This window comes from Saccharothrix sabaoui (genome assembly GCF_051756985.1).
Classification (GTDB): Bacteria; Actinomycetota; Actinomycetes; order Mycobacteriales; family Pseudonocardiaceae; genus Actinosynnema.
The window spans coordinates 1-13,124 of sequence record NZ_JBPKJK010000213.1; the positions used below are offsets into that span (position 1 = coordinate 1).

11 protein-coding genes are annotated in these 13,124 nt (G+C 75.7%); 5 read left to right on the plus strand and 6 right to left on the minus strand.

Features of this window, described 5'->3' with window-relative positions:
• Positions 1–24 precede the first annotated feature (24 nt).
• From ACR807_RS37800 to ACR807_RS37810, 3 genes are all read right to left on the minus strand, one after another.
• Positions 25–795 carry a hypothetical protein gene (locus tag ACR807_RS37800; RefSeq protein ID WP_438926323.1) on the minus strand — a complete coding sequence of 257 codons (771 nt, stop codon included), beginning with the start codon at positions 793–795 and terminating at the stop codon, positions 25–27.
• A gap of 185 nt (positions 796–980) precedes the next feature.
• On the minus strand, positions 981–1,994 hold the full coding sequence (locus ACR807_RS37805) for an anti-sigma factor RsbA family regulatory protein (protein ID WP_438926324.1): 1,014 nt from the start codon (positions 1,992–1,994) through the stop codon (positions 981–983).
• 56 nt (positions 1,995–2,050) lie between these two features.
• A complete protein-coding gene (locus ACR807_RS37810) occupies positions 2,051–2,674 on the minus strand; it encodes an L-threonylcarbamoyladenylate synthase (protein WP_438926325.1) in 624 nt (207 codons plus the stop codon).
• Between the two features lie 387 nt (positions 2,675–3,061).
• Here ACR807_RS37810 and ACR807_RS37815 point away from each other — a divergent pair, with 387 nt between their 5' ends.
• Positions 3,062–4,000, plus strand: a complete 939-nt coding sequence (locus ACR807_RS37815; RefSeq protein ID WP_438926326.1) for a YVTN family beta-propeller repeat protein — start codon at positions 3,062–3,064, stop codon at positions 3,998–4,000.
• A 90-nt stretch (positions 4,001–4,090) separates the two neighbouring features.
• Here the strand turns inward: ACR807_RS37815 and ACR807_RS37820 are convergent, their stop codons facing one another.
• Entirely contained in the window at positions 4,091–4,438 is a 348-nt protein-coding gene (locus ACR807_RS37820; protein WP_438926327.1) for a BTAD domain-containing putative transcriptional regulator, read from the minus strand.
• Positions 4,439–4,504: 66 nt separating this feature from the next.
• Here ACR807_RS37820 and ACR807_RS37825 point away from each other — a divergent pair, with 66 nt between their 5' ends.
• Positions 4,505–5,308, plus strand: a complete 804-nt coding sequence (locus ACR807_RS37825) for a siderophore-interacting protein (RefSeq protein ID WP_438926328.1) — start codon at positions 4,505–4,507, stop codon at positions 5,306–5,308.
• A gap of 12 nt (positions 5,309–5,320) precedes the next feature.
• On the opposite strand, the gene ACR807_RS37830 is transcribed toward ACR807_RS37825, so the two are convergent.
• Positions 5,321–5,938: a TetR/AcrR family transcriptional regulator gene (locus ACR807_RS37830; RefSeq protein WP_438926329.1), complete on the minus strand. Its 618-nt coding sequence runs from the start codon at positions 5,936–5,938 to the stop codon at positions 5,321–5,323.
• A 93-nt stretch (positions 5,939–6,031) separates the two neighbouring features.
• Between ACR807_RS37830 and ACR807_RS37835 the strand changes: the two genes are divergently transcribed.
• The 3 genes from ACR807_RS37835 to ACR807_RS37845 all read left to right on the plus strand — a co-directional run bounded on the left by ACR807_RS37835 (position 6,032) and on the right by ACR807_RS37845 (position 11,473).
• Positions 6,032–6,958 carry an NAD(P)-dependent alcohol dehydrogenase gene (locus ACR807_RS37835; RefSeq protein WP_438926330.1) on the plus strand — a complete coding sequence of 309 codons (927 nt, stop codon included), beginning with the start codon at positions 6,032–6,034 and terminating at the stop codon, positions 6,956–6,958.
• Between the two features lie 136 nt (positions 6,959–7,094).
• Positions 7,095–7,982: a hypothetical protein gene (locus ACR807_RS37840; protein ID WP_438926331.1), complete on the plus strand. Its 888-nt coding sequence runs from the start codon at positions 7,095–7,097 to the stop codon at positions 7,980–7,982.
• 71 nt (positions 7,983–8,053) lie between these two features.
• Positions 8,054–11,473 (plus strand): ATP-binding protein, encoded by a 3,420-nt coding sequence (locus ACR807_RS37845; protein WP_438926332.1) that lies wholly within the window; start codon positions 8,054–8,056, stop codon positions 11,471–11,473.
• 240 nt (positions 11,474–11,713) lie between these two features.
• Here ACR807_RS37845 and ACR807_RS37850 read toward each other — a convergent pair whose 3' ends face one another.
• Positions 11,714–12,874 carry an ATP-grasp domain-containing protein gene (locus ACR807_RS37850; RefSeq protein WP_438926333.1) on the minus strand — a complete coding sequence of 387 codons (1,161 nt, stop codon included), beginning with the start codon at positions 12,872–12,874 and terminating at the stop codon, positions 11,714–11,716.
• Between the last annotated feature and the right edge of the window lie 250 nt (positions 12,875–13,124).

Genomic DNA, 13,124 nt, shown 5'->3' on the forward strand with positions numbered 1-13,124 from the left:
CGCGATGCTCGAGACCTCCCGCCCTCAGCAGCCGATCCGGCGCGAGCCGAGGGCGATGTCGTCGTACCAGAGGTCGTAGGAGCCCTCGTTCGGCTGGTACAGCTGCCAGCCGATCTTCACCGTGTCGAAGCGCGGGAACAGGAAGTCGACCTGGTTGCCGCCGTGCTCGCGGGTGGAGACGGTGAGGTCGGGCTTCGCCACGCCGTCGAACCACAGCTCGACCCGGTTGTCGGACGCGTCCGCGCGCCACTCGACGCACTGCCAGCGGCCCGCCTCGGAGGGGGCCGACTCGCGCCAGTTCGTCCAGTCGCCGGTCGGGCCGCCGTCCGCGCCGACGCCCCACAGCGCCCGGTCGAGCGTGGGCACGTACTGGCCGCCGAGCGGGCGCACGACCTCCGGGCCGTCGCCGGTGGTCTCGACCAGCGTGTAGTGCGCCCAGTCGGGCCGGGCCGGGAACTCCTCGACCTTGACCCGCACGCGGCCCCAGTAGCTGTTGCCGGGCGCGCTGAAGTCGTCGACCTTGAGGAACGCGCGGCCGTTGCCCTCGGCTCGCACGTGCAGCACCTTCTGGCCGCGCCGGTCGCGCTCGACCTCCAGCGAGCCGTTCCTCGTGTCGACCCCCCACCGCAGGCTGGTGCCCGCGCCGGTGGGCACGCGCTGGAAGTCCTCGCAGAACAGCAGGCCGGGCCGGTCGCACGTGCCGACCCGGTGGTCGGCGGGCCCGGCCGCGGCGGCCGGCAGGGCGATGATTGAGAACAGGACGGCGAGCGCCGCCGATGACAACCGCTTCCGCACGTGGGGCTCCTTCTGCGCTGAGGGGGCAGAAGGGGAAGCTAACGGCTCTGGGAACGCTCCCATACCTCTGATCGGCGGCAACGGCGTTGGACCTGGGTGCCCGCCGGGCGTCCGGATCGGGCTGCCTGTCGGGCGTCGTGGCAGGGTGCTCGCCGCGTGTCGGGGGTCGGCCTGCCCGCCGGGCGTCAGGAGCGGCGCAGGCCGTGCGGGTCGCCGGCGGCCAGGCGGACGGTGAAGCCGGTCCCGTCGCGGTGGAGCGCGACGTGCGCGCACAGCTGGTGGACCAGCCACAGGCCCAGGCCGCCGAGGTCGCGGCCCGGGGCGGGCACCAGGCCCGCGAACGGGTCGGCGGGCCCGTCGCCGGTGTCGTGGACGCTGACGACCACCTGGTCGCGGTCGGCCCACACCTCCAGCCGGACCGGCGGCCGGCCGTGCCGCAGCGCGTTGGTCACCACCTCGCTGACCGACAGCAGCAGGTCCTCCCACTCCGCCTCGGGCAGTCCCGGCCCGCCGACGTCCAGCACCGCCTGGCGGGCGCCTGCGGACGTGGTGACGACCAGGGAGGCCAGCGGCGCCGCGGACTGGATCGGGAGGGGCGCCGGCGGTCGCGGTTCGGCGAGGAAGGAGGGCGGCGGGACGTAGCGGTCGTCGACCCGCCGCCCGCCGCCGGGGGCGGCCGTGAGGGGGTGGGTGCGGGCGACGTCGTCGAGCACGCGCCGGGGCGTGGTCCGGGTGTCGTAGGCGCACATGCTGCGCAGCGGGAAGTCGTCGTAGGCGTGGTTGACCGCCGACTCGTAGCGGGCCCACCAGTCCCACGAGGTGGTGAGCGCCGCCGGCGGGATCTCGCCGACGATGCGGATGCCGCGCGCGCCGCCCGCCACGAACCGGGCCATCAGCTCCCGGTAGGACTTGATCGCGGAGGCGGGGCGGGCGTAGAGGTCGTCGGTCTCGGTGAACACGACCCCGGCCGTTCGGGGGAGCTCCGCGCGCACCAACCCGGCCCGCTCCGGCGCGAGCGACACCACGACGGGTTCGCCCAGGGCCAGCCCGTCGAGCAGGAAGGGCACGGCGGCGGACAGCAGCTCGTCGTCGGAGGCGTAGTAGGCGGCGGAGTGGTCGTACCCCCGTCCGCGGGCGTCGGTCCACGGGCCGCGCGCGGCGTGCGCGGGCGGCCGGTCCGGCGGCGTGGGCGACTGCACCGGAAAACAGTATGCGACGTGGCGGACCGCTGTCGTGCCCGGTCCGCGCCCCGGGTTCAGCCGCCGAAGCGGGACGGGTCGCCCGCGCCCACGCGGAGGAGTTCGGGCTCGCCCTGCGAGAAGTCGACCACCGTGGTGGGCTCGGTGCCGCAGTCGCCGGAGTCGATCACCGCGTCGACCACGTGGTCCAGGCGCTCCTTGATCTCCCAGCCCTGCACCAGCGGCTCCTCCTGGTCGGGCAGCAGCAGCGTGCTCGACAGCAGCGGTTCGCCGAGCTCGGCCAGCAGCGCCTGCGCCACCGGGTGGTCCGGGATGCGCGCGCCCACCGTCTTCTTCTTCGGGTGCATCAGGCGGCGCGGCACCTCGGTGGTCGCCGGGAGGATGAACGTGTAGCTGCCCGGCGTGGCCGCCTTGATCGCCCGGAACACCGAGTTGTCCACGTGCACGAACTGGCCGAGCTGGGCGAAGTCGCGGCACATGAGCGTGAAGTGGTGGCGGTCGTCGAGGTGGCGGATCTGCCGGATGCGGTCCAGGCCGTCCTTGTTGCCCAGCCGGCACCCGAGCGCGTAGCAGGAGTCCGTGGGGTAGGCGATCAGCCCGTCCGCCTTGATCAGCGCGACCGCCTGGTCGATGGTCCTGCGCTGCGGGTTCACCGGGTGCACGTCGAAGTACCTCGCCATGCGGGGAGCGTAGTGCGCTCCGGTCGGGGGTGCTCGCGTGCACCCCGCCGGCCCGGGCCGGTGGCCGGCGGGCGGTGGTGGTCACCCTGTCAGCGGGGTTTCTCACCCCGACGAGGCAATCGTGCGTTCCTCACTCTGCGGAACCATCCACTAGGCCAATAGTGTCAGGTGTCCGGTCGGCGGCGGTTGGGTCCCACCCGAAGACCCACGCTTGCCGGCACTCGCGAGTGGAGGGCTAAAAGCCAGCTCGTAGAGGTTCTTTCGCGTTAGGCCGCGGCGCTGACCGCTACAAGTCCCTAGACGAGGAAAGTCATGAGCAGGGTGTCGTCCAAGATCATTTTCTACTCCAGGTTGGTTTTTCCCCGAGAGTGGTTCACTCGAACGGGGGTGGTACTGCTCGTCGTCACCGCGCTGCTGACACCCTGCCAGGCGTCGGCGGGCTTCTACCCGTCACGCGTCAAGGTGTTCGTCGCCAACAGCGGCTCCGACTCGGTGACGGTCTTCGACACGCGCCTGAACGAGGTGGTCGCCACCGTGCCGGTCGGCCGGTACCCGGTCGGCGTGGGCACCGCCCCCGGCGGCGAGCGGGTGTACGTGACCAACGAGCAGGCCGACACCCTCTCCGTGCTCGACGTCCGCGGTCACGCGGTGGTCGCCACGGTGCCGGTCGGCCGCAACCCGTACGGCGTGGCCGTCACCCCGACCCACGCCTACGTGACCAACTTCGGCTCCAACTCGGTCACCGTCGTGGACGTCGCGACCAACAAGCCCGTCCGCGAGGTCCCGGTGGGCCGCTTCCCGCACTCCGCCGCGGTGAGCCCGAACGGCAAGCGCGTCTACGTGACCAACAACGGCGATCGCAGCGTCACCGTCCTGGACACCGGCAACCACAAGCCGATCGCGACCATCCCCGTGGGCCTGTACCCGGCGGGCGTCGCGGTGAGCCCGGACGGCGAGCGGGTGTACGTGGCGAACACCGGGTCGAACTCGGTGACCGTCATCGACGCCGACGACAACAGCCCCGCCAGGACCACGCCGGTCGGCAACGCGCCGCTGGGCGTGGCGGTCACCCCGCGCGGCCGGGTGCACGTGGCCAACACGGGCGCGGGCACCGTCTCCGTCCTGAGCCCCTCCGGCGAGCCGGTGGGCCCGTCCGTCCCGGTCGCCCGCCTGCCCGAGGGCATGGCCGCCAACCCCGACGGCAGCCACGTCTACCTGACCAACTCCGGCGCGGGCGTGATGACCCTGCTCGACCCCACGTCCGCGACCGTCCTGGCGACCGTGCCCGTGGGCACGCAACCGGAGGGCCTGGCCGTCACCTCGTGACGCCGCGACGGGCCCGGCGGCGCGGCGGTACGGCGGTACGGCGGTACGGCGTCAGAGCTTGGCCCGCACCCGCCCCGCCCCGGGGGTGGGTCAGGGCGTCGAGGACGGCCGGGGACCCGTGCCACGCCGCGCGGGCCGCCGCCGGGTCGCCGGCCGCGAGGTGCGCCCCGAGCGGTGCGGCGCCCGCACCAGCAGGGCCCAGAACCGCTCGTCGAACGGGTGCTCGCGGGTCAGCGCCCGCAGCTCGGCGTGCCCGCCCTCGCCGGCCAGGGCGCGGAAGCGGCGCAGGTCGAGGTCCTCGGCGTCGACCGCGACCACCCCGCCGGCGCGCAGCAGCAGCGTCGCGAGCAGCACCCGGGCCTCGCCCGCGGGCACCGCGACCGCCCGCCCGCCGTGCCGGACCTCCAGCGGGCCGAGGACCAGGGATTCCGTCGCCACCGAATCGATCCCGGCCGCGCGTACGGTTGGGGTGACCGATCGAGCGGAGCGAGTGGAGCACAGGACATGGCGTTGTACGGACGGGTGGTGCGCACCGAGCGGCTCGCCCGGGAGATGGTCCGCGTGGTGCTCGGCGGCGAGGGGCTGGACGGGTTCGCGACCGGGCCGTTCACCGACAGCTACGTGAAGCTGGTCTTCCCGCTGCCCGACGTGGTCTACCCCGAGCCGTTCGACCTGCGCGAGGTGCGCGCGTCGTTCCCGCGCGAGCGGTGGCCGCGCACCCGCACCTACACCGTGCGGGCGTGGGACCCGGCGGCGCGCGAGCTGACGATCGACTTCGTCGTGCACGGCGACGAGGGGATCGCCGGCCCGTGGGCCGCGAAGGCCCAGCCCGGGGACGTGCTGCACTTCGCCGGTCCCGGCGGCGGGTACGCGCCGTCCGCCGAGGCGTCCTGGCACCTGCTCGCGGGCGACGAGAGCGCGTGGCCCGCCATCGCGGCGGCCGTGGAGGCGCTGCCGCCGGGCGCCCGCGCGACGGTGCTCGTCGAGGTCGAGGGGCCGGACGACGAGCAGGTCGTGCGCAGCGCGGGCGAGGTGGACCTGAGGTGGCTGCACCGCGCCGGCGGCCCGCGGGGTCGGCTGGTCGTGGAGGCGGTGCGGGCGCTGGAGTTCCCCGAGGGGGCCGTGCAGGTCTTCGTGCACGGCGAGGCGACCATGGTCAAGGAGCTGCGCGGGCACCTGAAGCTGGAGCGCGGCGTGGCGAAGGAGCGGATGTCGATCTCCGGCTACTGGCGGCTCGGCGCGGACGAGGACGGCTGGCAGTCGTCCAAGGGCGAGTGGAACCGGCAGGTGGAGCAGGAACAGGGCTGAGGCGCCCGGGGGTCACCCCAGGACGTCGCGCAGGCCGAGCGGGGTCGGCGGCGGCAGCGGGCCGCGCGCGCGGAACGCCTGGAGGAAGTAGGCGACCAGGCGCCGCGACGCGGCCACCGCCGCCTCGACCGAGCCGGTGACCAGGCCGTTGTTGGCCATCAGCACCATGATGAGGTCGTCGGGCGTGAAGTCCGGGCGCAGGTCGCCCGCCGCCTTGGCCCGGGCCACCAGCGCGGCGAGCGCCTCCCAGGCCCGCGCGCGCTGCTCGTCCACCGGTACGGCGTCGGGGAACGCGCTGAGGAACGCCGCGCTGAACCCCCGGTCCCGGGCCTGCATCTCGCACAGCTCCGCGACGACGCGGCAGAACCCGCGCCACGGGTCGGGGTCGTCCAGCGCGTCGTGCACGACGGACGTGCAGCCGTGGAACTGCTCCGCGAACACCTCCGTGACCAGGGCCCGCCTGGTCGGGAAGCGCCGGTAGAGGGTCGCGACGCCCACCCCCGCGCGGCGGGCGATGCCGGACATCGACGCGTCCAGGCCCTGCTCCGCGAACGCCTCCCGCGCGGCGGCCACGACGCGGTCGCGGTTGTGCTGCGCGTCCACGCGCAACCGAGTGGTCCGACCGTCCATGCTTCTCACTTTACGGCAAGTGGAAGGCCCTCTCCGGTTACCGTGTTAGCGTCAAGTGGAAGGTGCTTTCCACTTGACCCGGAGGCGTGGCGGATGAGGGCAGTGCTGTTCGACCGGTACGGACCACCGGAGGTCCTCTACGAGGGCACCGCGCCCGACCCGGTGGTGGAACCCGGTCACGTGCTGGTGCGCGTGCACGCGGCCAGCGTCAACGGCGGCGAGGCGACCGCCCGCGCCGGCGGGCTGAAGCTCGTGCTGGGGCCGCGCTTCCCCAAGCGCACGGGCGTCGACTTCGCCGGCGAGGTCGTCTCCGGCCCCGGCTTCGACCCCGGCACGCCCGTCTGGGGCGCCCTGCCGCGCGGCACGTTCGGCAGCGCGGCCGAGTACGTCGCCGTCCGCCCCCGGCAGCTCGCGCCCAGCCCCGCCGGCCTGGACCTCGTGCGGGCCGCCGCCCTGCCCGGCGTCGGCACCACGGTGATCACCGCGCTGCGCGACGCGGCCCGGCTGCGCGAGGGCGAACGCCTCCTCGTGCGCGGCGCGACCGGCGGCGTCGGGCACGTCGCCGTGCAGCTGGGGCGCGCGTACGGCGCGCACGTCACCGCCCTGGCGTCCGCGTCCGCCCTGGACTTCGCCCGCTCCCTGGGCGCCGACGCCGCCGTGGACTACCGCACCGACCCGGCCGAGCTGGGCACGTTCGACGTCGTCCTGGACACCCACGGCGGCGGCGCCCGCGCCTACCGCCGCCTGCTGCGCCCCGGCGGTCGCATGGTCGCCATCGCGTTCCGCTCGGCCGCCGACGTCGCCTACCTGCTCGCGTCCGCGGCCCTCGGCCCGCGCCGGGTGCGCTTCTTCAGCGGCAACCCGCGCACCGACCTGTTCACCGACCTGGCCGCGCTGGTGGAGGACGGCTCGATCGCCCCCGTCATCGACACCGTCCACCCGCTGTCCGGCGCCGCGGCCGCGCACCGGGCGATGGAAGCCGGTGGCGTCCGCGGCAAGCACGTGCTCCGGGTGGTGTGACGACCCGTTCGCATCATCCGGTGATGCAGTTCATCCGGCGGTCACAGGTCCGCTGCGCGCTGTAGTCGCCGGTAACGCGGTGTCGCACGTTGCGATGAACGGCCTACACCCGTTCAGTCGTTCCCGGGAGCGCGCAGTGATCGAAAACTCGTCGGACGGCCTGGTCGTGCTCCAGGCCGAGGTGACCGTGACGGTGACTCGCGAGGAGCACCACCAGGACGCGTTGGCCCGCTACGCCGTGGCGCCCGGCCGGGAGCGGCGGGTGGTCGCCGAACTGGCGTGGTGCGCCGTCGAGTCCGGCAGGCACCGGGGGGAGCGGGCCGTCGAGGTGCGGCTGGACGGGCGGCGGGTCGGGGAGCTGACGCACCTGATGTCGCAGCGCTACGCCGGGCTGGTCGCCCAGGTGACCGGGCGGGGCGCGCGGCCGGGGTGCGAGGCCGTCGTGAAGGCGGGGGTGCGCGGGCTGGAGGTCGTGCTCCGCCTGCCGCGCGACACGACCGGTGTCGTGCCGCTCGAACCGCCGACCGCGGTGTTCGCGGCCCCGGCCGTCCCGGTGGCCGCGCGGACCCGCCTCTCGCGCCGGCCCGTGTGGATCGCGGCGGCGGCCGTGGTGTTCGTGTTCGTGCTCATCGGGGCGTTGGCGGACAAGGAGTCGACGCCCACCGGCGCGGCCGACCTCACCACCGCTACCCGCGCCACGACGACGACCGCGCCCACCACCACGACGACCACGACCGCCTCGACCACCACGACGACGACCACCACCACGACCACCACCACGACGGTCGCGCCGCAGCCGCAGCCGCAGCCGCAGCCGAACCCCCAGCCGGCCCCGGCCCCGGCCCCGGTCGCCCCGCAGCAGGGCTGCCACGCCAGCTACACGCCGTGCGTGCCGATCGCCGCGGACGTGGACTGCCGGCCCGGCAAGGGGAACGGCCCGGCGTACGTGACCGGCCCGGTGACCGTCATCGGCCCCGACGTGTACGACCTGGACGCCAACGGCGACGGCGTCGGCTGCGAGTAGGTCCGTCCACCGCGCCGCCCCCACCGCTACGGTTGGGGGCGGCGGGAACGGTGGAGGGGGCAGCGTCGCGCATGTCGGCTCAGCAGAACGAGGTCCGCGTCGAACTGCTCGGGCCGGTGCGGGCCTGGTCGGGTGCCGCCGAGCTGGACCTCGGGTCGGCACGGCCGCGCGCGGTGCTGGCGGTGCTCGCCTCGACGCCCGACACCGTCGTCCCGCGGGACGCGCTGGTCGCCGGCGTCTGGGGCGCCGACGCGCCGGGCAGCGCCGTCGGCAACCTGCACACCCACATCTCGGCGCTGCGCAGGGCGCTGGAACCGGGGCGCGCCCGCGGCGCGGCCTGGCGGGTGCTGACCTCGACCGGGTCGGCCTACCGGCTGCACGTCGAGCCCGGGGCCGTCGACGCGGTGCTCTTCGAGCGGCACGTCGACCTGGCGCGCGAGCGGTTCGCCGCCGACGACGCGGACGGCGCGCTGCACGCCGCGGACTCGGCGCTGGCCCTGTGGCGCGGCGAGCCGCTGGCCGGCCTGACCGGGCCGTTCGCGCACGCGCAGCGGACGCGGTGGCGCGAGCTGCGGGTGGCGGCCGTCGAACTGCGCGCCGAGGCCGGCCTGGTGCTGGGCCGGCACGCCGACCTGATCGCCGGGCTGACCGCGCTGGTGGCCGAGTTCCCGCTGCGCGAGGGGCCGCGCGGGCTGCTGATGCGCGCGCTCGTCGGGTGCGGGCGCAACGCCGACGCGCTGGACGTCTACCGCGACGTGCGGCGGGTCCTCGTCGACGACCTGGGCATCGAGCCGAGCCCCCGGCTGCGCCGGCTGCGGGACCGCATCCTCGCCGACGACCCCGCGCTGGCCGTGCCGGTCGCCACCCGCCAGGCCGTCGCCGCCCCGCCCGTCCTCGTGGGCCGGACCGCCGAGCTGGCGGCGGCCGAGGCGCTGGTCGACGCCCTCGGCGAGGGGCGCGGCGGGCAGCTGTGGGTCGAGGGCGAGATGGGCATCGGCAAGTCCGCCCTGGTCGCCGCCGTCCTGGCGCGCGCCGGGCGGGCCGGCCACCGGGTCGCCCACGCCGCCGCCGAGGAGCTGGGCCGCGGCTTCCCGCTGGGCCTGGCGATGGACTGCCTGGACGTCACCCCGGACTCGGCGGACCCGCGGCGCGCGACGATCCGGGCGACGCCGCACGCCGGCCAGGCCGTGCCGGGCGGCGCGGACCACGTGTCCGCCGCCCTGGACGAGCTGGTGTCCCTGGTGACGTCGTGGTGCGCGGAAGGGCCGGTCGTGGTCGCGTTCGACGACCTGCACTGGGCCGACGAGGCGAGCGTCGTGCTGTGGCACCGGCTGTGCCGGCTCACCGCGCGCCTGCCCCTGCTGCTGGTCGGCGCGGCCCGCCCGGTGCCGCACCGGGCGGACGTGCGGCGGCTGCGCCAGGACGTGCACCCGCCGTCCGGCGTGCTGGTCGACCTCGCGCCGCTGGACGAGCACGCCGTGGCCGCCATGACCGGGCACCTGGTCGGCGCGCCCGCCGGGCCGGGGCTGCGCCGCGTCGTGGAACGCGCCTCGGGGAACCCGCTGTACGTGCGGGAGATCGCCGACGCCCTGGTGCGCGACGCGGTGGTGCGGGTGGACTCGGGGACGGCCGACGTGCCCGCCGGGTCGTTCGACCGGGCACCCGGCTCGCTGGTCTCCGCCGTCACCGGCCGCCTGCACTACCTGGCCGACCCGACCCGGGAGGTGCTGCGCTGGGCCGCCCTGCTCGGCGGCGAGTTCACCGTCGGCGACGTGGCCGCGGTGTGGGGCAGGCCGGTCACCGACGTCGTGCGGCCGGTGGAGGAGGCGATCACGGCGGGCGTGCTGCGCGACGCGGGCGTGCGGCTGGCGTTCCGGCACCCGGTGATCAGGCAGGCGCTGTACGAGGGCACGCCGCTGGCGCTGCGGGTCGCGCTGCACCAGCAGGCGGCGAAGGCGCTGGCCGGGACCGGGGCGTCCGTCGAGCACGTCGCGGGCCAACTGCTCGCGGTCGGGGGACCGGCCGGGCCGTGGGTGGCGGACTGGCTCGTCGGCGCGGCCCCGGTGCTGGCCGCCCGCGCACCGCTGGTCGCGGTCGAGCTGCTGCGCCGCGAGGTCGACCCGGCCGTGGACCCCGGCGACCGCGCGCGGAGCGCGGTGCTGACCGCGCACCTGGCCGGCGTGCTGTTCCGGATCGGCCGGGACGCCGAGGCCGAGGCGCACGCCCGGCGCGCGTTGCCGCTGCTGCGCGACCCGGACCTGGCCGCGCAGGCGCGGTGGGTGCTGGCGTACGTGCCGTACCGGGCGTCGCGCGCCGAGGAGTCGTTGGCGATCCTGGCCGACGCGCTCGCCGACGACGCGCTGCCGCCGGTGTGGCGGGCGCGGCTGGTGTCGCTGGTCGCGCTGGTGCAGCGGGCCGGGATCGGCGAGCTGGAGCGGGCGGCGGACAGCGCGCGCGAGGCCGTCGCGCTGGGGGAGGCGTCCGGCGACCGGTTCGCGATCGGCCAGGCGCTGGAGGTGCTGTGGCAGGTCGACGCGGTGCGCCGGGACTACTCGGGCGCGGTCGTCCACCTGGACCGTGCGCTGGCGCTGGTCGGCACCGACCTGTCGCTGTCGGACCTGCGGCTGGTGCTGCTGGACAACCGCTCGTTCACGCTCCAGTGCCTGGACCGGCTCGCCGACGCCGACGCCGACCTCGCCCTGGCCGCCGAGATCGCGGGCCTGGGCGCGCCCGCGGCGGGTGTGCAGGTGGCGAGCGCCGTGCAGGACTTCTGGCTGGGGCGGTGGGACGCCGCGGTGTCGCGTGTGGACGGTGTGCTGGCCGACCCCGAGTTCACCGGGTTCGGTTTGCGCGAGGGCGGGCCCGTGCTGCTGCTGCACGGCGTCGGCGCGCTGGTCGCCGCGCACCGCGACGACGAGGCCGCCCTGACCCGGCACCTCGACGCCGGCCTGAACCTGCCCCTGGCCACCGCCGCCGACCGGGAGAACTGCGACTTCCTCGTGGCGGCGCAGGCGATGGCGTGCGCGCGGCGCGGTGACGCGGTCGCGGCGATGGCCGTGCTGGGCGGGATGCTGGACGCGAAGTACGCGCAGATGATGCTGCGCCACCAGTGGCTGCCTGACCTGGTGCGGCTCGCCCTGGACGAGGGCGACCGCGCCACCGCCCGCGCCGCCGTCGAGGCGTGCGAGGTCGAGGCGGCGCGGGAGACCCGTCCGCTGCGCGCGGCCACCGCCGCCCTGCGGTGCCGGGCGCTGCTGGAGGACGACCCGGACGGCATGGCGCGGGTCGTCGCCCGCTACCGCTCGGTCGGCCGGCTGTTCGAGCTGGCGCAGGCGGGGGAGGACCACGCCGTGCTGCTGGGTCGCGCCGGTCGTGCGGAGGAGGCGGCGGTCGCGCTGGACGAGGCCGTCGGGCTGTACCGGCGGATGGGCGCGCTCTGGGACGTGCGGCGGGCGGCCACCCGTGCCGCCGCCAACCGCCTGACCGCCTGACCGCCTGACCGCCTGACCCGCGAGAGTCCAACGCTCAAGCCCCGAGAGTCCAACGCTCAGGACCTCCGAGTTCTACGTTCAGGGCCTCTGAGTTCTGCGTTCGCGCCCCTGGGCTCTCCGTTCGCGAGCGTAGAACTCAGGGGTCGCGAACGTAGGACTCGCGGGTCGCGAGCGTAGGACTCGCGGGTCCTGAGCGTTGGACTCTCGGGGTCTGGGGGTTGGACTCTCGGGGGTGGCGGGTCAGGAGGGGGTGGTGGTGGCTTCCAGGGCGCGGCGGCGCGCGGCCACGTCGTCCGGGTCGTCGCCGTGGACCAGCAGCTGCACGGTGCTCTGCCGCACGCGGCTGTCGGTGCGGGTGGTGTCGTGGCCCGAGGTGACCAGCAGGCCGCCGGCCGCCAGCGCCGGGCGCAGCTCGGCCAGCAGGTCGGCCATCGGCGCGGTGACCGCGAGCTTCACCGACTCGGCGTACCCGTCCAGCGCGTCGGGCCGGACGGACCGCAGCGCCAGCAACGGGATCGACCCGCCCGTGATCCGGAAGTTCAGGTCCAGCAGGACGAGCCGGCCGTCCCGGGTCTGGGCGCAGTCCAGGCTGCACAGCCCCCGGTACCCGGCCTCGGCCGCGCGCCGGGTGACCGCCAGGCACTCGGCGAGCAGCTCGGCCGGCGGCGGTGCGACGCCGCCGAACCGCCCGCCGACGTAGACGCCCGCCTCGTCGACCCGCTGCTCGGTGACGGCCAGCAGCCGCGCCACCGCGTCCGGGCCCACGTAGAGCTGGATGCCCCAGTTGCGCCGGATGTGCAGGTACTCCTCGACCACGAACCGGTCGACCAGGCCCGCGAACGCCGGCAGCGCGACCCGCTCGCCCGCCTCGTGGAGGTAGACGTCGAGGCTGGCGCCGTGCGCGTCGTCGGTGGCGGCCTTGAGCACCCACGACTCGGCGACCGGCGTCGCCCCGGCCAGGTGACCGCGCGGCACGACGGTGCGCCGCGCGCGGAAGCGCGCGTCGACCAGGGTGTCGATGCCGGCCTTGTTGTTCAGGCTGCCGACGAGCCGCGCGGTCTTCACCGCGCGGTCGTCCGGGCACAGCGCGACCGGCTGCGGGTACTCCATCGCGATCAGCAGGCCGTCGGACAGCGCCTCGGCCACGCGGGCCGCGAACCCGGCCTCGCTGCGGAACTCGCGCAGGTCCGTGCCGACCGGCAGGCCGCCGTCGCGCAGCAGTGCCAGCAGTTCGGGGCCCGTGCCGCCGGCGCTGGAGATCAGCGGGGTGTCCGCGGCGACCGCGACGGGCCTGGCGGAGAGCGAGTCGCGGGTGGTGCGGTGCTCGCCCACCGGCGCGTCGGGCTCCAGGGCGGGGCGCGAGGCGACGGCGACGCCGGGTCCGTACACGTCCGCGAGCACGCGGGGGGAGTGGACCGGGTGCGGCATCGTGGTGAAAACGCTGATGGGGTCCCCCGTGAGGTCAGTGGAGCCGGCCGTGCGGTGCGGGTCGCACCGGGAGCGGTGGAACGAGCGGGAGCACGAGGAGGCGTCCACTGCCGGGCTCGGGCCGGTGGCCACAGGCGAATCCTGGGGAACCGTGGGCGAACAGCCCCGGTGAGGGCCGTGTGGTACCAGGGTCTCACATTTCGCCGCGGGCCCTGACCAGCGG